The 21,252-nt window shown below is 35.8% G+C and carries 18 protein-coding genes and 2 tRNA genes; 17 read left to right on the forward strand and 3 right to left on the reverse strand.

From position 1 onward, the window contains the following. The first annotated feature begins 45 nt into the window (after positions 1-45). The 7 genes from ACHZAX_RS17985 to ACHZAX_RS18015 all read left to right on the forward strand — a co-directional run bounded on the left by ACHZAX_RS17985 (position 46) and on the right by ACHZAX_RS18015 (position 7,274). Positions 46-1,095 carry an endonuclease/exonuclease/phosphatase family protein gene (locus tag ACHZAX_RS17985; protein ID WP_320020055.1) on the forward strand — a complete coding sequence of 350 codons (1,050 nt, stop codon included), beginning with the start codon at positions 46-48 and terminating at the stop codon, positions 1,093-1,095. A gap of 222 nt (positions 1,096-1,317) precedes the next feature. Then, a complete protein-coding gene (locus ACHZAX_RS17990; RefSeq protein WP_320020056.1) occupies positions 1,318-3,180 on the forward strand; it encodes a methylmalonyl-CoA mutase family protein in 1,863 nt (620 codons plus the stop codon). Positions 3,181-3,225: 45 nt separating this feature from the next. Further along, entirely contained in the window at positions 3,226-5,382 is a 2,157-nt protein-coding gene (scpA, locus tag ACHZAX_RS17995; protein WP_320020057.1) for a methylmalonyl-CoA mutase, read from the forward strand. Between the two features lie 91 nt (positions 5,383-5,473). After that, on the forward strand, positions 5,474-5,983 hold the full coding sequence (locus ACHZAX_RS18000) for a thioredoxin family protein (RefSeq protein WP_320020058.1): 510 nt from the start codon (positions 5,474-5,476) through the stop codon (positions 5,981-5,983). Positions 5,984-6,015: 32 nt separating this feature from the next. Then, positions 6,016-6,474: a hypothetical protein gene (locus tag ACHZAX_RS18005; protein WP_101310001.1), complete on the forward strand. Its 459-nt coding sequence runs from the start codon at positions 6,016-6,018 to the stop codon at positions 6,472-6,474. Beyond that, positions 6,467-6,913, forward strand: coding sequence for a DUF2752 domain-containing protein (locus ACHZAX_RS18010; protein ID WP_320020059.1), 447 nt, complete (start codon positions 6,467-6,469; stop codon positions 6,911-6,913). The genes ACHZAX_RS18005 and ACHZAX_RS18010 overlap by 8 nt, the downstream gene beginning before the upstream one ends. 25 nt (positions 6,914-6,938) lie before the next feature. Beyond that, positions 6,939-7,274: a hypothetical protein gene (locus ACHZAX_RS18015; RefSeq protein WP_143470890.1), complete on the forward strand. Its 336-nt coding sequence runs from the start codon at positions 6,939-6,941 to the stop codon at positions 7,272-7,274. Here ACHZAX_RS18015 and ACHZAX_RS18020 read toward each other — a convergent pair. After that, the gene (locus ACHZAX_RS18020; protein WP_320020060.1) at positions 7,267-8,109 is read right to left on the reverse strand and encodes an MBL fold metallo-hydrolase; all 843 of its coding nucleotides are present in this window, start codon (positions 8,107-8,109) and stop codon (positions 7,267-7,269) included. The two genes, ACHZAX_RS18015 and ACHZAX_RS18020, sit on opposite strands and share 8 nt — an antisense overlap. Positions 8,110-8,220: 111 nt before the next feature. On the opposite strand from ACHZAX_RS18020, the gene ACHZAX_RS18025 reads away from it, so the two are divergent. Both ACHZAX_RS18025 and ACHZAX_RS18030 read left to right on the forward strand, forming a co-directional pair. Next, positions 8,221-9,588 (forward strand): UDP-N-acetylmuramate--L-alanine ligase, encoded by a 1,368-nt coding sequence (locus tag ACHZAX_RS18025; protein ID WP_320020061.1) that lies wholly within the window; start codon positions 8,221-8,223, stop codon positions 9,586-9,588. Between the two features lie 65 nt (positions 9,589-9,653). After that, positions 9,654-11,990, forward strand: a complete 2,337-nt coding sequence (locus ACHZAX_RS18030; RefSeq protein ID WP_320020062.1) for a tetratricopeptide repeat-containing sensor histidine kinase — start codon at positions 9,654-9,656, stop codon at positions 11,988-11,990. Positions 11,991-12,105: 115 nt separating this feature from the next. Here ACHZAX_RS18030 and ACHZAX_RS18035 read toward each other — a convergent pair whose 3' ends face one another. Next, positions 12,106-13,419 (reverse strand): acetyl-CoA hydrolase/transferase family protein, encoded by a 1,314-nt coding sequence (locus ACHZAX_RS18035; protein WP_101309995.1) that lies wholly within the window; start codon positions 13,417-13,419, stop codon positions 12,106-12,108. Between the two features lie 533 nt (positions 13,420-13,952). Here ACHZAX_RS18035 and ACHZAX_RS18040 point away from each other — a divergent pair. From ACHZAX_RS18040 to upp, 6 genes are all read left to right on the forward strand, one after another. Beyond that, positions 13,953-14,894: a hydrogen peroxide-inducible genes activator gene (locus tag ACHZAX_RS18040; protein WP_320020063.1), complete on the forward strand. Its 942-nt coding sequence runs from the start codon at positions 13,953-13,955 to the stop codon at positions 14,892-14,894. 235 nt (positions 14,895-15,129) lie between these two features. Beyond that, positions 15,130-15,201: transfer RNA gene (locus tag ACHZAX_RS18045), tRNA-Glu, on the forward strand. A 60-nt stretch (positions 15,202-15,261) separates the two neighbouring features. Beyond that, a tRNA-Glu gene (locus ACHZAX_RS18050) sits at positions 15,262-15,336 on the forward strand. Between the two features lie 29 nt (positions 15,337-15,365). Beyond that, positions 15,366-15,617 (forward strand): 30S ribosomal protein S20, encoded by a 252-nt coding sequence (rpsT, locus tag ACHZAX_RS18055; protein ID WP_101309993.1) that lies wholly within the window; start codon positions 15,366-15,368, stop codon positions 15,615-15,617. Positions 15,618-15,740: 123 nt separating this feature from the next. Beyond that, positions 15,741-16,436 carry a RadC family protein gene (gene radC / locus ACHZAX_RS18060; RefSeq protein WP_101309992.1) on the forward strand — a complete coding sequence of 232 codons (696 nt, stop codon included), beginning with the start codon at positions 15,741-15,743 and terminating at the stop codon, positions 16,434-16,436. Between the two features lie 96 nt (positions 16,437-16,532). Continuing rightward, the gene (upp, locus tag ACHZAX_RS18065) at positions 16,533-17,189 is read left to right on the forward strand and encodes a uracil phosphoribosyltransferase (RefSeq protein ID WP_124993529.1); all 657 of its coding nucleotides are present in this window, start codon (positions 16,533-16,535) and stop codon (positions 17,187-17,189) included. 47 nt (positions 17,190-17,236) lie between these two features. Here the strand turns inward: upp and folK are convergent, their stop codons facing one another. Further along, entirely contained in the window at positions 17,237-17,725 is a 489-nt protein-coding gene (folK, locus tag ACHZAX_RS18070; protein ID WP_320020064.1) for a 2-amino-4-hydroxy-6-hydroxymethyldihydropteridine diphosphokinase, read from the reverse strand. Between the two features lie 181 nt (positions 17,726-17,906). On the opposite strand from folK, the gene sppA reads away from it, so the two are divergent. Both sppA and lpxK read left to right on the forward strand, forming a co-directional pair. Then, on the forward strand, positions 17,907-19,700 hold the full coding sequence (gene sppA / locus ACHZAX_RS18075; RefSeq protein ID WP_101309989.1) for a signal peptide peptidase SppA: 1,794 nt from the start codon (positions 17,907-17,909) through the stop codon (positions 19,698-19,700). Positions 19,701-19,969: 269 nt separating this feature from the next. Beyond that, complete coding sequence (lpxK, locus tag ACHZAX_RS18080; RefSeq protein ID WP_320020065.1) at positions 19,970-21,097, forward strand: tetraacyldisaccharide 4'-kinase; 1,128 nt, start codon at positions 19,970-19,972, stop codon at positions 21,095-21,097. The last annotated feature ends 155 nt before the right edge of the window (positions 21,098-21,252 follow it).

A 21,252-nucleotide genomic window follows, 5' to 3' on the forward strand; every position in this document is an offset into this window, starting at 1 on the left:
AAAAGAAATTTTTCACCCATGCTAATTTCAACAATCACTAATAAGATGAAGCTTTTAGGTAAAATTTATTTGATCGTGGTATCGCTGCTATCCAGTGCCTGCGATCCTTTTCACACCAAAATAGGAACCGAAGTATCCTTATACGAAAGTTTGGAAAAACAAGAATTCGCCTTCCCGGATACCTTAAAAGTAATGACCTGGAACATTAAATTTGGTGGGGGAAGAATCGATTTCTTTTTCGATTGTCATGGCAATCGGGTCATCATGGAAAAATCAGAAGTGCTGGATAACATGAGCATGCTTTCTGAAAAAATCCGTGAAGTAAACCCCGATATCCTGTTTATTCAGGAAGCCGATGTGAATGCAAAACGAAGTGCTTTTGTTGATCAGGTTCAGTATTTGCTTGACAATACCGATTTTAATTATGCGGCTTACGCCTCACAATGGAAAGCCAAGTACATTCCCAGCGACGGCATCGGAAAAATGGATTCGGGCAATGCCATTTTATCCAAATGGAAATTTACCGATGCGAAACGAACTCCTCTGCCCCTTATTCAATCGCAAAATTTCATTGTTCGTTATTTTTATCTCAAACGAAATATTCTGGAAATAAATCTGGAACACAAGGGTGAAGCAATTAAACTTTTAACAACTCATCTGTCGGCCTATGCCAAAGATGATACCAAGAAAATACAGTTGGAAATTTTGAAGAATTACGTCGATTCTTTAAATCAAAAAGGACAAAAATTTATTTTAGGCGGCGATTTTAACTCTCTTCCTCCATTTAGTAAGCAAACCAGTAATTTCGAAGATTCAGCATGCACCGACGGCGATTTTGAAGCGGATAATTACAGCTCCGAAACAGAATGGATGATGCCTTTTTACGAAAGTTATACAGCAGCAATACCTTTGGAAGAATTTAAACAAAACAATTCGAAACATTTCACACACACAACAGATAAAAACGGGTACTGGAACCGAAAAGTGGATTACCTGTTTACCAATGGTCACTTTGTTCAAAATAGCGGAAATACACTTCAACAATGGATGCAGGCATCCGATCATGCCCCTATTGTTGTGAATTATAAATTCTGAGTCAGCAATTATTAATGGGTAAGTCATAAGACCTTAACTCATCATATAATTCCAGACAATTCCATTTTTAATTGACCGGAAATCCTGTTTTATTCATAAATCTTAATTAATAATTCCTAATTCGAACGTGTTTTAAAAGTATGATTAAGAACATTTTTAAAACCTTCCTTAAATGATAAAAAGGCCTTATTTTTAGGCTCTAATTTTTAAACAGTTACAGTTATGGCAGATAATAAACTTTTTAGTGACTTTGCTCCTCAATCTACACAAGAGTGGATTGACAAAATCACTAAAGATCTTAAAGGTGCTGACTTTGATAGAAAGTTGGTTTGGAGAACTAATGAAGGATTCAATGTGCAGCCTTTCTACAGACTGGAGAACATGGAAGACAAAGCCTTCATGAATACCTATCCTGGAGATTTTCCTTATGTTCGTGGTAATAAAAAAGACAATAACGACTGGTTAGTTCGTCAGGATATTATTGTTGAAGATGTAAAAGCAGCTAACGAAAAAGCTCTTGATGTTCTGAACAAAGGTATCGACTCAATTGGATTCGTATTGAATTGGAAAGACCTAAGCAAAGATGAATTAGCAACTTTGTTGGATGGTATTTTTCTGGATTGTGTAGAAATCAACTTCGAAAAATCTCACGGTTCTGTTGAATTAATTAAAAACCTACAGGCAATTGCAACTGAAAAAGGTATCGCTCTTGATAAATTAAATGGCGGGGTTTCTATCGATATTCTTTCAGGATTCAGTACTGTTGGCAACTTCTGTCAGTCAGAGGAAAGTTCTTTTAATTATTTAAAAGAAGCTGTCGAAGCAGCAAAAGCTCTTCCTAACTATAAAGTTGTTGCAGTAGGCGGAAGCCTTTTTAACAACTCAGGATCTTCAATTGTTGAAGAATTAGGTTTCTCTTTAGCCGCTGGTGCTGAATATCTAAGCAAAATGATTGATGCAGGTCTTTCAGTTGATGAGGTAGCTCCAAAAATCCGTTTCAACTTTGCAACAAGCTCTAAATATTTTATGGAAATTGCCAAGTTAAGAGCCGGACGTATGGTATGGGCAAACATCGTGAAAGCATTTGGTGCTTCAAACGAAGAAGTTTGCAAAATGAATGTTCATGGCGAAACATCAGAGTGGAACAAAACTGTTTACGATCCTTATGTGAACATGCTGCGTACTCAAACAGAATCAATGTCGGCTGTTTTAGGTGGTCTTGATTCATTTACAGTAAAACCTTTCGATTCTGCATTTGCCAAATCATCGGTATTCTCCGAGAGAATTGCCCGTAACCAACAATTATTACTAAAAGAAGAATCGCACCTGGCTAAGATTGCTGATCCAGCTGCAGGTTCATACTATATTGAGTCATTAACTGAATCAATTGCTGACGAAGCATGGAAATTATTCCTGACTGTTGAAGACAAAGGTGGATATCTTGCAGCATTTAAAGCTGGATTCGTTCAGTCGACAATTAAAGCAACAGCTCAGAAACGTGATTTCCAAATCGCTACACGTCAAGAGAATTTCTTAGGAACTAACCAATTCCCAAATTTTGGTGAAGTATTGGAAGCTCTTCCTGAATCAGTTCTTGCTCCTGCAGATAAAACTGCTGCCGATGCTGTTTGCGAAACGCTTAAACCATATCGTGGTGCTCAGGCTTTCGAAGCACTTCGTAACAAAACCGATATTTACAGCAAAACAAATGGTCGTCCTAAAGTGATGATGTTCCCAATCGGAAACTTAAACATGCGTAAAGCCCGTGCTCAGTTTGCTTGTAACTTCTTCGCCTGTGCCGGATTTGATGTTGAAGATCACAACGGTTTTAAATCAGTAGAAGAAGGTGTAAAATTCGTAACAGAAAAAGGTGCGAAGATTGTTGTTGTTTGCAGCTCTGATGATGAATATGCAACTATCGTTCCTGAAGTTTACGAAGCTCTTAAAGGAAAAGCTGTTACCGTTGTTGCAGGTGCTCCGGCATGTGCTGATGAACTAAAAGCTAAGGGTGTTGAGAACTTTATTAACGTGAAGTCGAACGTTCTTGAAACTTTAAAACAATACCAAGCCGAGTTAGGAATTTAGTAAAGACGTAGCATGCTACGTCAGTACAGGTTAAAAAGAAAGAAAATGAAGCCAAATTTTAAAGATATAAATATCAAGTCATCTTCAAGATCTACCGCCACTTCTCAGGAATGGGAAAAAGAAAACGGCATTGAAAAATCGTGGATGACACCAGAACAAATTCCTGTTAAAACAGCTTTTAACAAGGAAGATTTAGAAGGTATGGAGCACCTTAACTATGTTTCAGGTTTACCTCCATTCCTACGTGGACCTTATTCAGCGATGTATCCTTTGCGTCCCTGGACTGTTCGTCAGTATGCAGGTTTCTCTACTGCTGAAGAATCAAATGCATTCTACCGTCGTAACCTTGCTGCTGGTCAGAAAGGTCTTTCTGTAGCATTCGATTTAGCTACTCACCGTGGATATGATTCAGATCATCCCCGTGTAATAGGTGATGTTGGAAAAGCGGGAGTTGCTATTGACTCAATTCTGGATATGGAGATCCTTTTCGATCAAATTCCATTGGATCAGATGTCAGTATCCATGACAATGAACGGAGCAGTACTTCCAGTATTGGCTTTCTACATTGTTGCAGGTTTAGAGCAAGGTGCTAAACTGGAAGAACTTTCAGGTACTATCCAAAACGATATCCTAAAAGAATTTATGGTGCGTAACACATACATTTACCCACCAAATTTCTCAATGAAAATTATTGCTGATATTTTCGAATTTACTTCGAATTTCATGCCTAAGTTCAACTCCATTTCTATCTCGGGTTACCACATGCAGGAAGCAGGTGCTACTGCAGATATCGAGTTGGCTTATACTCTTGCTGATGGTTTGGAGTACTTGAAAAAAGGTGTAGCTGCAGGTATGGATGTTGATACATTCGCTCCTCGTTTGTCTTTCTTCTGGGCAATCGGAATGAATCACTTCATGGAGATTGCTAAAATGAGAGCTGGTCGTTTACTATGGTCTAAGATTGTAAAACAATTCAATCCTAAAAATCCTAAGTCGATGGCATTGCGTACTCACTCGCAAACTTCAGGTTGGTCGTTAACCGAACAAGATCCATTCAACAATGTTGGACGTACTTGTATCGAAGCAATGGCTGCTGCATTAGGTCACACTCAATCTCTTCATACCAATGCATTGGATGAGGCAATTGCATTGCCAACAGACTTCTCTGCACGTATTGCCCGTAATACTCAGATCTTCATTCAGGATGAAACTACCATCTGTAAAGCTGTTGATCCTTGGGCTGGTTCTTACTACGTTGAGTCGTTAACTCAAGAGTTAGTAAACAAAGCTTGGTCTCACATCGAAGAAGTTGAGAAATTAGGTGGAATGGCAAAAGCGATCGAATCCGGTATTCCAAAACTTCGTATCGAAGAAGCTGCTGCCCGTACTCAAGCTAAGATTGATGCGAACACTCAAACTATTGTAGGTACCAACAAATATCGTTTGGAGAAAGAAGATCCATTGGATATATTGGAAGTAGATAACACTGCTGTACGTATTGCTCAGATTGAACGTTTGGCTAAGCTTCGTGCTAACCGTGACGATAAAGCTGTTCAAGCTGCTCTTGAAGCCATCACCGCTTGTGCAAACGGAGGTGAAGGTAACTTATTGGATCTTGCTGTTAAAGCTGCACAATTACGTGCTTCCCTTGGTGAGATTTCAGATGCATGTGAAAAAGTTTGTGGTAGATATAAAGCTGTAATTAGAACCGTGTCAGGAGTATATTCATCAGAATCAGGACAAGATGCTGATTTCGCTGTAGCGAAAGAAAAAGCAAATCAATTTGCAGAAATGACAGGACGCCGTCCTCGTATCATGATAGCAAAAATGGGACAAGATGGTCATGACCGTGGTGGTAAAGTTGTTGCTACCGGTTTTGCTGATATAGGATTTGACGTGGATATGGGACCTTTGTTCCAGACTCCGGAAGAATCTGCTAAGCAAGCTGTAGAAAATGATGTACACATCGTTGGTGTTTCTTCATTAGCCGCTGGTCACAAAACTTTAGTTCCTGCCGTTATCGCAGAATTGAAAAAATTGGGCCGCGAAGATATCATGGTTACTGCAGGTGGTGTTATTCCAGCTCAGGATTACGATTTCTTATACGAAGCTGGTGTTGTTGGTGTATTTGGTCCTGGTACCAAAGTATCTAGATGTGCTATCCAAATGTTGGATATCCTAATTGAGCAATACAAAGACTAGTTCTTTTATTATCATTATATTTAAAGACAGGAGCAATGTTCCTGTCTTTTTTTTGTGCTAAATTTCAGCTTAAACTAAAACTTCAAATTTTATGAAAAGACCAGCCATTCTTCTTCTTCTCTCCTTAATCATTGGGAATATTTCGGCTCAAAACCAAACCAAAGAAGATTCCAGAATCAAAATGAATATTCTTTACGGACAAATTACTTTAGATGCATTTGACATGGATATTTGTTCCCCTTGGTACACGCCTGAGCACGATTCTTATCTTCCGGACACAACGATTCTAAAAGAGCTTCGGGAACAAAATCTAACGGATATTTCAATTCTCCTGATTATCGGTTCATGGTGTCACGACAGTCATAGAGAAGTGCCTCGTTTCATTAAAATACTGGAAGAAATAAATTTTCCGTTTGATCAATTAAATATGAATGCTTTAGACCCCGGAAAATCTTCACCGGATTTTGATGCAAAAGCCAATAAAGTTACCAATATTCCAACAGCTGTCATCTACCGAAATAGCAAGGAAATAGGTCGGATTATCGAAAGTCCGAAAAAATCTTTGGAAAAAGATCTTTTACTAATAATCTCAAAAAATTAGTACCTTTATCCTTTAGACTAATCAACTCAATCATGGAACAAGAGCGCACAAATGCCGGACAAACGTTAGGAATAATTGGATTAATACTTGGTATCATAACTTTCATGATAGGATTTATTCCCTGTGTAGGAATTATTGCAATTGTTCCGGGAATTATTGCGATCATCTTAAGTGCAGTCGGACTAAGTCAGGCAAACAAAGATAATGGTGCCCGTGGAATTAATATTGCAGCTTTAATCGTTTCTATTATCGGGGTTTTAGTTGCATCGCTTTGGCTGATATTTGTTGTTGGGATTGCTAACCTAAGCGAAGATCAAATAGAGGGTTTTGTAGAAGATGCAATTGAAGAAGTGATTGATGAGTCTACTCAAAATGCTGACTTACAAGATGCTCTGCAGGAATTGGAAGAACAACTTGATGAAGTTTGTGTGGATTCAATTCATATTAAAACAGACAGCATCAACATCGAAATAAAAATTGATAATGAGTAATTCTCAATATTCGGCTAAACAGAATTACAAAATAATTAACCTCTCTTTAGCCGGAATTATTCTTTGTATTTTTATTTATTCTGCTCTGTTTTCTCCTAAAGAATGCAATCATCCCATACCCTCTTTTTACACCCAAATTACAAACGAAATAAGTCCGTCTACCGGTCTGTCCCGAAGCTTCTCAGCTATTGTCCGTGGCAACCTGCAACAGGCTCTGGCATTTAACCCTTTCGGCGTGCAAATATTTCTCTTTTTCGCATTTCAATTCATTTTTAGGATTTTATCATTTTCTTTGATTAACGATAAATTTCAGTTGATAAAACCTACTATTTTAATGGATATCATACTGTCGCTAATAGGCTTTTATCTGGCCTTCAGACCATTAATCCTTTTCACATTAAAACTTTTTCAAAAATCCATCGTAAACTACGGGAGTTAATCTTTATTAAACAAATCCTTACACTATGTCAGCACTACTTGTGATTGTATTCCTTGCACTTCTGACCAGTATTATGGTTTTACATATCCACAATGAACTCAATCTTTCCAAAAGGATTATTCGAGCAGGATATTTTGTGCAGGAATTAATGGATCAACATGGAATTAAGCATCTGGATCTGGAAAAGAAATTTGAAACTTCGACTCTAACCACTCAACTTCGTGTACTGGAGTATTATTTGCACTCACTCAATTCATCCTACAAGGATTTTGGCACAAAAAAAACCATCTTTCAAAGGATAATAACTATCGAGCAGACTTTGGCAAATTACGGATACCAGAGCGAATTAAGTATTATTTAATATCAGTAAGCGAAAAACATTTGTCAACTTTTACACCTTTTGTAGTTTGCACCAAGCTGCAACACTCGTTTATTATATCGTGCTGAAAAAATAAGATATAATTATTCTCCACTGCCTCCTTCAGAAAAACCTCCTTCTCATGCAAAGATGCCTTTGGATTTAAATCGTAGCTGGCCAACCATTTTACAGGAACATTAGCTGTTGTAGGAATAAAATCTCCGGCAAATACAATGGTATAGTTTTCATTTTTAATAATAGAAACCATCAGACCTGGAGTATGACCATTAACCAACCGCACTTCGAAATCAGGAAACAACTCTCCATCTTTCTCAACAAACTTCAATTTTCCAGCCTCCTTTATTGGAACAATATTTTCCTGAAAATAGGCATCTGCTTCACGAATATTTGGATTTCTGAAATTGTCCCATTGCAATTTACTCACCCAATGTGTGGCATTCGGAAAAACCAATTCGAAACCATCTCCCTTTTCATTATGCTTTACGGCACCACCACAATGGTCAAAATGCAAATGAGTAAAAACTACATCTGTAATATCAGTTGGCTGAAAACCAATATTCGCAAGAGAAGACAATAAATCAGCCTCTCCATTTAAATGCTGGTGTTTAAAAAATTCAGCACTTTGCTTGTCTCCGGTACCATTATCGAGCAGTATTTTTCGCTCCCCGTCAACAACAAGCATGCTTCTCATTGCACAATTGCATAAATTATCTTCATCGCTTGGGTATTTTCGACTCCAAAGAAGTTTTGGAACCACACTGAACATAGCACCTCCATCGCACTTAAAATTGCCTGTTTCTATATTATATATTTCCATTATTTTTAAGTAAATATGTTATCTTTAATCTTGAATCGCGCTGTAAATACAGCTTTACAGACCAATTCATTTAATACAGATCAAAAATACAATTTTTAAAAGCGAATACCAATGAGAGTACATTTTATAGCAATTGGCGGCAGCGCCATGCACAATCTTGCAATAGCACTGCATTTAAAAGGTTTTACTGTTTCGGGTTCCGATGATGAAATTTTTAATCCCTCAAAATCCCGTTTGGAAAAACACAATATACTGCCAAAAGAATGGGGCTGGTTTCCTGAAAAAATAAATACAGATCTCGACGCTATTATTCTTGGAATGCACGCCCGTATTGATAATCCTGAGCTTTTAAAAGCTCAGGAATTAGGCTTAAAAATCTTCTCTTATCCTGAATACATTTACGAGCAAACAAAAGACAAAACCAGAATTGTAATTGGTGGCAGCCATGGAAAAACAACTACAACATCAATGGTTATGCATGTTCTTAAAGAAAATGATATTGATTTTGATTATATGGTTGGTGCCCAAATTGAAGGTTTCGAAACCATGGTTAAGTTGACCAAAGAAGCTAAAATTGCAATCTTCGAAGGTGATGAGTATTTGTCTTCTCCAATTGACAGAAGACCCAAATTCCATCTTTATCATCCACACATTGCCTTACTTACCGGTGTAGCCTGGGATCACATCAATGTTTTTCCAACTTTTGAAAACTATGTTGAGCAGTTCGGGATATTCACAAATCTTATTCAGCCCAATGGGAGTTTAATCTATTTTGAAGAGGATGAACACATTCAAAAAATTCTCACTAAAAGAAGAAATGATGTGAACTACATTCCATACAATACGCATCCATTCAGACTGGAAAACAACCAAACCATTTTAACAACAGATGATAATGAATTTGCTCTTGAAATATTTGGGGAGCATAATTTACAAAACCTTATGGGGGCTTATCACATCTGCAAAAGCATTGGAATAAAAGACCTTGATTTTTATCAATCGATTCAAAATTTTTCCGGAGCTGCCCGTCGCCTGCAAAAGTTGGCTGAAAGCGATAACTGTAGTGTATTTCAGGATTTTGCTCATTCTCCTTCTAAATTAAAAGCAACGACCGAAGCTGTAAAAAAGCAATATCAGAATAGAAAATTGATTGCCTGTATGGAACTTCACACTTTCAGCAGCCTAAAGAAAGAATTTCTGCCTCATTATAAAAATACAATGAGTATGGCTGATCAGGCTTTTGTTTATTTTGATCCGAAAACAATTGAACACAAAAAACTGGAACCAATAACCAGCAAACAGGTGGAAGAAGCGTTTGGAGGAACTAATCTTAAAGTATATATTAATTCAGATCAACTAATTTCAGATTTACTTTCAATAGATTTTAAGAATACAAATGTTTTATTGATGAGTTCGGGAAACTTTACTGGTGTAAACCTCGCTCAGCTTGCAGAAAACATTATCGTAAATACAAAGTAAGCTAAAGTGCACTATTTCAAATCTCTTTATGTTGCCAAGAGATAAATTAATACTATTTTTACGGTATGATGAACCCCAAAGTCAGGACTGTTATGCTTTGTAAGCTTAAATATATTTTTTTAATTCTTCTTTTTTTCCCTATAACTTTGGTGTTGGGCGAATCTCAGGATCGAATTCAGAAGGTCGAAGAATTATTAAAAAGTACTGAAGGTGGTGAAAAAATTGCTTTACTTAAAGAACTATCGAGCTTATATATTGATATAGACCCTGACAAAAGTATCGACTACGCAAAAGAAGTTGTCATTCTCAACTCTACAGATCCTGCTGAAAAATCAGCTTCATTATACAATCTGGGAAATTTATATCGTCGGGTTAACAATTTTAGACTGGCGCTCGATTCCCACAAACAGGCTCTGGAAATCCGAAAAACGATTAATGACCTGAAAGGGACTGCCAGTTCGTTGAATAACATTGGAGAAATATATAAAATACTAAATAAATACGACGAAGCCCTGATTCACCTTAACCGGTCGCTTGAAATAAGGGAGAAAAATGGAACTCAAAAAGAAGTTGCTTACACCTTAAATAATATCGGAAGTGTTTTTTGGCTAAAAAAAGATTACGCCAGCTCCTTAGAATTTTATCTTAAATCGCTGGAAATAAGATCTGATTTAGGCGACAAATCAGACATATCATCCTCTCTAAACAATCTTGGGAATGTATATAAGAACCTTAATAAACCGAACAAAGCACTCGATTATTACACCAAGGCTCTTGAAATTAGAGAAGAAATAGGCGACAAAACCCTTATTGCGTTTTCGCTAAATGATATTGGAGGAATATATTGGAGATTGAACAATTTCAATGAATCTTTGGCCTACTACAACAGATCTCTTGAAATAAGAAAAGAAATAGGAAATAAAATATTTATTGCCGCTACTCTCAAAAATATAGGAACGGTATACAAGGATCTAAATGAATTGGATTTTTCTTTAAAGAACTACAATGAAGCTTTAAAAATTTACGATGAAATTAATGATCAAAAGGAACAGGCAAATGTCTTTTCGTTAATTGGGAATCTATACGAGAGCTACAATAATTTCGACAAGAGTCTGGAATATCATAAAATATCACTTAGTCTTCACCGCAGAATTGGAAATAACAAAGGAATAGCATATTCCTCGAACAGCATTGGAGAAATATTAATGAAATATTACCAAAGCGAGGAAGCCAAAGACTATTTGCTTTCAGCATTCGATCATGCTAATCTGTGCAAAGACAGAAGCCTGCAAAAAATTGCATCGGAGAATTTGTTCGAGTATTTCTCTAACCAAGGAGATTATAAGAAAGCATTGGAATACTTCCGTGAATACTCGAGCACCCAATACGACAGTATTATAGATCAGATTGATAAAGATAAAATATCTGAATTTGAGGCTAATTATCAAATTTCAAAAAATAAAGATGAAATCAAGAGCTTAAAAGCGTACAATCGCCAGCAAACCATTGTAATCTATCTTTTTGTAGCCTTAATAATACTTGCAGGAATAATAGGTTATGTCGCAAACAGGAACATCAAAATAAGAAAGGAAGCTACGCAAGCCTTAACGGATAAGAATGATGAACTGGAAGAAATGAACTCCAGATTAAAAGAAACCGAAGTAACACTCAAGGATTTGAACCTTACAAAAGATAAAATATTCAATATTATTTCGAACGATTTACGAACCCCTTTTATTGATATGAAGCTTATGAGTTCAAAACTTCTTGATAGTTTTAACCAGGCTAAAATTGAAGAACAAAAGCATTTATCGAAAAACATCAGAGACTTGTCTTTCCAAACTTATGATCTTGTTGAAAATATTTTACTGTGGTCTGCCTCTCAGTCCGGCAAAACAAAATTTTCACCTCGTCTTTTTAATGTGAAAGAACTTTTAGATTATAGTTTAACAAAGCTTTCAGAACAACTTATTGAGAAAAATGTTAAGGTTATTTTTAATTTAGACAGTACCTCCAAAGCATATGCAGACACAGCGGCTATCTGCGAAGTATTTAAAAATCTGCTCTCCAATGCAATAAAATTCTCCTATCGGGAAGGAAAAATTACGGTTTCGGCCCGTGAAAAGAAATATTGGGTAGAATTGGATATTTCTGATGAAGGAGTGGGAATGAGTAAAACCAATCTTCACAAGATATTCCGTTTGGATAATAATTACCTTGCATTAGGAACTGCCCAGGAAAAAGGTGCTGGAATTGGTTTATTGCTTTGTAAAGAATATGTTGAGAAAAATGGCGGAAAGATATGGGCAGATAGTGAAGAAGGAAAAGGAAGTAGTTTTTACATTACCATTCCTAAATCAGATAAATTGATGGGCTCCGTTCCTAAGAAAGAAGATCAATAACGAAGTACAACTCCACCAATACAAACCAATATTTCTTTTTTTTATGGACAGACAAAATGCAAAACGAGGCCTCAAGTGAAGCCTCGTTTATTTTGATCAGAATATCTGAACTATATTAGTATTTTTTAGCAACAAAATGGTAGTGACTACCAAATCTTTCGAAAGCTGCCTGATCCAATTCTTCTCTAAAATTAGGATGTGCAACCGAAATAATAGCTTTAGCTCTTTGTTGTAATGTTTTTCCAAACAAATTAACTGCTCCATGCTCAGTTACAAACCATCTCATGTTGTTACGTGTAGTCACAACACCAGATCCCTGCAGTAGTGTTGGAGTGATTTTTGAAACTCCTTTTCCTGTAACAGAAGGCATTGCAATAATCGGCACACCACCTTCTGAAGCAGAAGCACCACGTGTAAAGTCAATTTGTCCGCCAACACCAGAGTAGTGTCTTGTTCCGATTGAATCGGCACAAACCTGACCTGTAATATCAATAGATAATGCAGAATTAATTGCACACACTTTAGGATTTTGCTTGATGATACCAACTCCATTAGTATAAGCAACATCCATCATTAAAACTCCGGGATTATCATCAACAAAATCGTAAAGCTCCTTTGTTCCCATTAAGAAACCAGCAACAATTTTACCTTTATCCAATTTCTTGTTCATTCCGTTAACAACACCGCTGTAAACCAAAGGAAGAAGACCATCAGCAAACATTTCAGTGTGCACACCAAGATTCTTGTGATTGCCTAATTGAGCCAAAACTGCATTTGGAATACCTCCAATACCCATCTGAAGACAAGCTCCATCAGGAATTAAACCTGCAACATTTTTACCAATCTGAATATCAATCTCGGTTAATGGTGCATTATGGTGCTCGATTAGTGGAGTATTATCCTCACAAAATACATCAAAATAACTCAAAGGCATCAAGGCATCACCAAATGCACGAGGTACATTAGGATTGATTACCGCAACAACAGTATCTGCTGTTTCAACAGCTGCTTTTGTAGCATCAACAGAGGTACCCAATGATACATATCCATGCTTATCCGGCACACTTACCTGAACCACGGCTACATTCACTTTCAAAATTCCTTCACGAATCAACTGCTGCGTTTCGCTCAAAAACACAGGAATATAATCTGCATAACCTGCCTGTGTTTGCTTCCGTACGTTGGCACCAACAAACAACGACTCCAAATTAAAGATACCTTCAAATTCAGCGTCTGCATAAGGAGCCGGACCTTCTGTATGGAGGTGCTGTATTGCCACATCGTAAATTTCGCCATTACGACCTCTTTCACACATTGCATTTATAAACTTCTGCGGAGCCAAAGCCACGGAATGTAAATGTACTCTATCCCCAGATTTAATCACCTTCGCTGCTTCCTCAAAAGAAACTATTTTGATCTCTTTGTGCATCTTTTAATCGATTTTATGATGTTTTTTAATAATTCCTAAATCGCCGACTAAAGTAGTATATTTTTTGAGTCCAATTTCTGCTATTCAGCATTAATGCTACAAAACATATCTGCATTATCAGTTCATAACTAAGCTTTTGCGATTCGATTTCCAGAAATAATTGAGAATAAAATCAGTACCACTTAAATGGAATTTAAAAATGTATCCTGGAACAGGTGACAAATTCTTACAGGAGCAATTAAAACGTAGAATCACATAAAAAAAGAAGCCGGAAATAAATTTCCGGCTGCAAAACCCAAACATCTAATAAAACTTAAATAACAAAAACTATCAAACTATTATTTTTGTAACCCTATTATTTCGCAAAGTATGCTGCTTTAGCTCTTTATAACTTTCTGCCGAAATAAAAAATAATCGTTGTTTTGTATTAGTATTACCAAATGTACCATACTTTTCATTATCTATCAAATCAATAATGCTTATAATCCGATAGATAATCTTTATATTTGAGCTTAAATCCAAATTCAATAAACATGATTACAATTACCCAGTTGGAATATATCGTTGCAGTTGATACATACCGTCATTTTGCCACTGCTGCTGATAAGTGCTTTATTACACAGCCTACGCTTAGTATGCAAATTAAAAAATTAGAAGAATTTCTGGACATTACTATATTTGACCGCAGCAAACAACCAATCATCCCAACTGATGTTGGTAAATCTATTATAGAACAAGCCCGAATCATTTTAGGTGATACAAAAAAAATCAACGACATTATACATGATCATAAAAATACAATTGTAGGAAGTCTTAAAATAGGTATCATTCCAACCCTTGCTCCATTCCTCCTACCCATGTTTATTGGAGACTATATCCGAAATTACCCTGCTCTTAAAGTAGAAGTGGAAGAAATGGTATCTGAAGATATAATAATGAGTTTAAAAAAAGACAAAATAGATGTCGGCATATTTGTGACACCAGCCAAGGAAGATAAAATAAAGGAAAAACCGCTGTTTTACGAAGAGATGATGATTTATGCACACAAAGATCATGAGCTTCTTAAAAAAGCAGTTATTGAGGTGAAAGATATTGCCACTCCGGAAATATGGATGCTTGGTGATGGTCACTGTTTTCGAAATCAGGTCATCAACCTTTGTGAAATGCACGATTTGCAGCATCAGGAATTGCCTTTCGAGTTTGAGAGTAATTCTTTAGAAACTTTAATGAAAATTGTGGATAAAGAAGGTGGTTTTACGTTGATTCCCGAATTAGCCACTCAATATTTACCCAAAGACAAGTTAAATCAAGTTAAGAGATTCACAAATCTACACCCTTTACGAGAAGTTAGTTTGGTGTATTCCCGTCATTACTCAAAGAATAAATTACTCGATCTTTTGGCTGTAAGTATTCGAAACATCATCCCTAAAGACCTTTTAAATAGTACAAGAGGAACAATAGTTGAATGGCGCTGATTACTCTTTATTCTAAGAAAGAAGCAGTTAGAAATTTCTGATAAAAAAAGTCTTGTTTTTTTTCAAATAAAGTATTGTCAATTCAAAGAATTATCTCTTTCTTTGCATCGCTAAAGAAAAAAAATAGTGATCACGATTGCTTCTTTTAGTTCTTCAGCTTTTAAAAAGAAAAAATACAAAAATGTATTTGCAAAATTAAATTTTTGATTTACCTTTGCATCTCTTTAAAATAAATGGTCCGTTCGTCTAGGGGTTAGGACGCCAGGTTTTCATCCTGGTAACAGGGGTTCGATTCCCCTACGGACTACGAAAAGTTTGTAGCAAGTTGTTTTTTAACTTATCTTTGCTACGCAAAAATAAAGATAATGGTCCGTTCGTCTAGGGGTTAGGACGCCAGGTTTTCATCCTGGTAACAGGGGTTCGATTCCCCTACGGACTACCAAGATAAATAAATTTAGATAACTTTAAGAGATGGCAAATCATCAATCTGCAATTAAAAGAATAAGACAGTCTGAAGCAAAACGAGTACACAACAAGTTTTACGCTAAGACTACTAGAAATGCTGTAAGAAAGTTACGTGCTACTACTGATAAAGAAGCTGCTAACGAATTATTACCAACGGTTACTGCAATGTTAGATAAACTTGCAAAAATCAATGTAATTCATAAAAACAAAGCGGCTAACTTAAAATCTAAATTAGCTTTACACGTTAACAAACTGTAGGTAAGAAATTACTACTCTATAATAGAGGGTTCTCAATGAGAACCCTTTTTGTCATGCAATAAATTCTCATTTGATTATTTCGTATATTTTCATAACTTTAATTAAGTTATAACACATCGCGAAATGGACGAATACAAGAAATTAAGCATTAAAGACTGGGCTATTGAAGATCGCCCCAGAGAAAAATTAATGTATAAAGGCGTTAAAAGTTTATCTTCTGCCGAGCTTCTGGCAATTATTATTGGAAGTGGTAACCGAAAGCAATCTGCAGTCGAATTATCAAAATCAATTCTATCTGATTGCGACAATGATCTTAATCTGCTCGCAAAAAAAAACATTCATGATTTAGTGAAAATCCCAGGTATTGGGGAAGCAAAAGCTATTAGTATCATTTCAGCTTTGGAATTAGGCCGGAGACAAAAAGCTTTTCCCTCCAAACAAAAACAAAAAATAAACTGCAGTCAGGATGCTTTTGAACTCATATCTCCCTATGTTGAAGATTTAGGCCATGAGGAGTTTTGGGTCGTTTTTCTTAATCAAGCAAATAAAATAGTCGAAATTAAAAACGTTTCATCAGGAGGTATCACCGGAACCGTTTTTGATGTAAGATTAGTATTTAAAGATGCCCTGCTTTTAGGTGCAACCAACTTAATTCTTTGCCACAATCATCCGTCTGGTAACCTTCAACCTTCCAATGCAGACAAGGATGTAACCTCAAAAGCCAGTGAGGCAGGTAAACTAATGAATATTTCGGTGTTGGATCATTTAATAATTGCAGACAATCAATTCTTTAGCTTTGCAGACGAAGGACTAATTTAGAATGAATTAGTCTTATCAATTTTTTAAGGAATTCCTTGTTTAATATTTTTGAAATATGGCTATATTTGCGCTCAGCTAAATTTTAAATAAATAATCATGGTGGTCAATACTTTAGGAGAAAAAAACTCTCTTTTTAATCAATTCATAGCTGAAATCAGAGATATAAATATTCAAAAAGATCCTCTTCGCTTTAGAAGAAACCTGGAAAGAGTGGGCGAAATTTTTGCTTACGAAATCAGTAAGGAATTGGATTTTACTGAAAGCTCAATACAAACTCCTCTTGGAGAATCACTTACAAGCCTTCCATCCTGCGAAGTTGTAGTAGCTTCCATTCTTAGGGCAGGCTTACCTTTACACACTGGCCTTTTAAATTACTTCGACAGATCGGAAAATGCCTTTATTTCTGCTTACAGAAAATATTCTGATGATGGCGAGTTCAAAATCAATTTTGAATACATTTCATCTCCATCGATAGATGGCAAAGTTGTTATTCTTGCCGATCCGATGTTGGCTACAGGTTCTTCAATGGAATTAGCGTATAAAGCAATGCTAACAAAAGGAACACCTAAACACGTTCACATTGTTGCAGTTATTGGTAGTGAAGAAGGTGTTGAGTTTATAAAAAGTAAACTTTCTAATGAAAATATTACTATCTGGATGGGTGCTGTTGATAAGGATTTAAATTCGAAATCATATATTGTTCCGGGATGCGGCGATGCAGGTGATCTTGCATTTGGTGCTAAACTGGGATAAATAAAATATTTATTAGAAAAGGGTTGTTTTTTAGGAACAACCCTTTTTTAGTGCTTGAATTTTTTCACTTCCATTTTATCCGGACAAACCGCGTGCAATTCTCTTATGCTTTTTATTTCGATCGGATGAATTAATTCAGGTGCAACATCGAGCATTGGAACCAGTGCAAATAATCGTTCCTGAATCCTGGGATGAGGAACAACCAAACGGTCGGTAGAAATAATCTGATCCCCGTAAAAAAGAATATCAATATCAATTGTTCTTTCACTGTACTGATCTTTTTTACGAACCCGCCCTAAATCTTTCTCAATTTGCTGGATCACATCCAATATTTCTTCCGCCTCAAACCCGGTTTCAATTACGACAACCTGATTTAAAAAATTCAATTCGTGTTCAAAACCCCATGGTTCAGTTTCGTAAATAGAAGAACAATCCACCAACTCCCCTATTTCCATTTTCATCTTCGAAATTGCTTCAGAAAGGATTCTTTCTCTATCATCTAAGTTACCTCCCAATAAAAAATATACTCTCGCCATGTAAAATTCTCTTTTTATCGGTAAAAGAAACAAAGAAAACCCCGATATCAAAATGTATATCGAAAATAAGGCATTGCACCAAGCCAGTTTCAACTAAATTAAATATATTTGTTTGTTTCTAATTTTACCATAATTTACAATTATTACTAATTAATTGATTATCCACAAAACACATATAGTTATGAAGAGTTTTTTCAAATTTACTTTCGCCTCAATTCTTGGAGTTATTATTGGAGGTTTTATATTATTATTTCTTGGAATAATAATCATTGCCGGGATTGCGTCAGGTAGTGATAAACCTGTCGACATAAAAGACAAAAGTATTCTGGAAATAAAATTAAATCAGCAATTAGTAGACCGAGGTTCAGACAACCCGATGTCTAACTTCAATTTTTTCACTATGAGTGCTGATGCCAACATCGGGCTAAACACCGTTCTTGAAAATATTGAGAAAGCCAAAACAGATGAAAAAATAAAAGGAATTTACCTTAATGTAACTGATATCCCAGCCAATTTTGGAGGCATGGCGTCTATCGAAGAAATCAGGAATAAACTAAAGGAATTTAAAACAACAGGTAAATTCATAGTTAGCTACAATAATTTTGGTCATTCACAGAAAGCATATTATTTAACTTCTATTGCTGATAGTGTTTTCCTCAACCCTGAAGCTGGCTTATTTTTATTAGGTATGGGAGGTGAAAGAACCTTTTACAGGAAATTTCTTGAGAAAATTGGCGTTGAGGCCCAGGTTATTCGGGTTGGGAAATACAAATCGGCAACCGAACAATATTTTCGTGACGATATGAGTGATGAAAGTCGAGAACAAACCATGGCTTATGTTGGAGCTATGTGGAATCAACTTCTTGAAGGAATATCGGAAGAGAGAAATATTACTGTTGAAAAACTGAATCAGCTGATTGATGAAGTAGCCGTTAGAAAAGCTGCCGATGCAGAAAAATATGGCTTAATCGACGGAGTTATCTATGAAGATGAAATGGAGGATAAGCTAAGAAAACTATCTGATATTAAAGAAAATAAAAAACTAAGATTGGTAAGCACTTCTGATTATGCAAACGCGCCAGATGCAAACTATAAATTTTCGAAAAATAAAATCGCTGTTATTTATGCAAGTGGTGCAATAGGTTTAGAACAAAACGAAAGCTCAATTGGACCCGGATTGGCTAAAACCATTCGTGAGGCTCGTCTTGATTCTACAATTAAAGCAATTGTATTAAGAGTTAACTCTCCGGGAGGATATGCAAATGTATCTGATTTTATATGGAGAGAAGTTAAATTAGCTTCGGATGCAAAACCTGTAATTGCATCAATGGGAAATGTTGCCGCCTCCGGTGGGTATTATATTGCATGTACTGCTGATACAATTGTTGCTGATAAAAATACGATTACCGGTTCGATTGGAATTTATGGTTTATTCTTTTCTGGAGAAGAGCTAATAAAGGAGAAATTTGGCTTGACAACTGATTCTTACGGAACCAATGAACATGCAGCTTTTGGTGGCAGCTATCCATTGATGCTTCCTATTTCATCCAGAAAATTTACTCCAACAGAAAAAGAAATTGTTCAGAATATCATTAATAACGGTTACGATACATTCGTAAGTAGAGTTGCTGAGGGACGTAACATGACTGTTGAACAGGTGCACGAAGTTGCTCAAGGCAGAGTTTGGAATGCAATGGATGCACAGAAGAATGGTTTGGTTGATGTTTTGGGAGGATTGGAAACAGCCATTCAAATAGCCAAAGAAAAAGCTGGAGTTGAAGATTACCGAATTGTTTCTCTTCCAAAATTAAAAGATCCTTTTGAAGCAATTATAGAAGAATTAACCGGTAAAGCAAAAATCAAAATTCTTAAAAACGAATTGGGAAACTTTTACAGTACTTATGAAAAAACACAAGACCTTATACAACTTGGTGGAATTCAGGCCCGTATTCCCTACGAAATTGACCTGCACTAGGAAAAATTAACTTTAAATAATTAAGATCCTCATGTTATTCATGAGGATTTTTTTTCTCAGGAATCGATATATTTCAGAAAAACACATTATTTAATTATCAATTCAACTACTGATTCCCTATCTTAAAGATTTAGCAGAAATGATTTTTATTGGCTGGAGCAAGAAAATTATTATCATTTGAATTATTTCAGTAATTTTAGGCAATATAATCTACTAACCAAAAAACATGTCTGGGAAAGGCCGATTCCCTTTTTCAAACCCAAAATCAAATGAATAAACTATCTCCCATCCTGAAAAGTCTGCTTTTCCCTTTTAGTTTACTATATGGGCTGATTGTATCTGTACGGAATCTACTTTTTGATTTTAATATATTACCTAGTACCGAATTTAAAATTCCCATTATATCTGTTGGCAATATTACTGTAGGTGGAACCGGTAAAACTCCTCATATCGAATACCTGATCACCTTACTAAAAGATGATTATAAAATAGCCACATTAAGTCGGGGTTATAAACGAAAATCAAAAGGATATATTCTTGCTGATGAAGCATCAACATCATATCAGATTGGTGATGAACCAATGCAGATTAAAAGAAAATTCCCGGATATTTTAGTCTCAGTTGATAAGAAAAGAGTGAATGGCGTAAAGAATCTGCTTCAATCGGAACATGGTACCGATTTAGCTGCAGTACTGCTTGATGATGCTTTTCAACACCGATCTATAAAAGCCGGTTTATCGATTTTATTGATAGACTACAACCGGCCAATTACCCAGGATTATATTATGCCATATGGCAGACTGCGAGAAAGTGCAGGTGAAAAGGACCGGGCCAACATTATTATTGTAAGTAAATCACCGGAAAATATGACTCCTATTGATAGAAGAATAATTGTTAAAGAACTTGATCTTCTTCCCTTTCAGTCCTTATATTTCACAAGCCTTGATTACGGAAATTTAGAACCTGTTTTTAGAGATAACGCTATCAATATTATTAACGAAGATTGGGATAAAGATAATTTTTCTATTATTTTGGTAACTGGAATTGCCAATCCTAAACCTTTAAGAGAATACCTTGAGAATTTCTCCGATTTGGTAGAAGAATTGAAGTTCCCGGACCATTATTCATTTGGAACAAGAGATATTGATTTGATTCATTCCAAATTTGAACACCTGAAGGGTGAAAATAAAATAATTGTTACTACGGAAAAAGATGCGACTCGATTTTACGATATGAATATCAATCATGAATCGATAAAGAAGCATTTGTTCTATATTCCTTTACGGATAAAATTTTTGAATGAAGACAAGTCAAAATTCGATGTTCAGATTATGAACTATGTGCAGAAAAATAAGCGTTCAAGCAATCTGCATAACATCAAGACCGACTCAATATAAAATAAAAGAGGAATCAAATTGATTCCTCTTTACTTTACCATTAAATTAACCACTACATTAATTAACAGCTATCACTAAAAGCAGTTTGAGATACATTTAATTTCTAAACCATTCAAACCCCCTATGCATCATTAAGTTACGAAAACAAACATAAA

The sequence above is a fragment of the Labilibaculum manganireducens genome, assembly GCF_963665805.2.
In the GTDB taxonomy this organism is placed as follows: Bacteria; Bacteroidota; Bacteroidia; order Bacteroidales; family Marinifilaceae; genus Labilibaculum; species Labilibaculum manganireducens.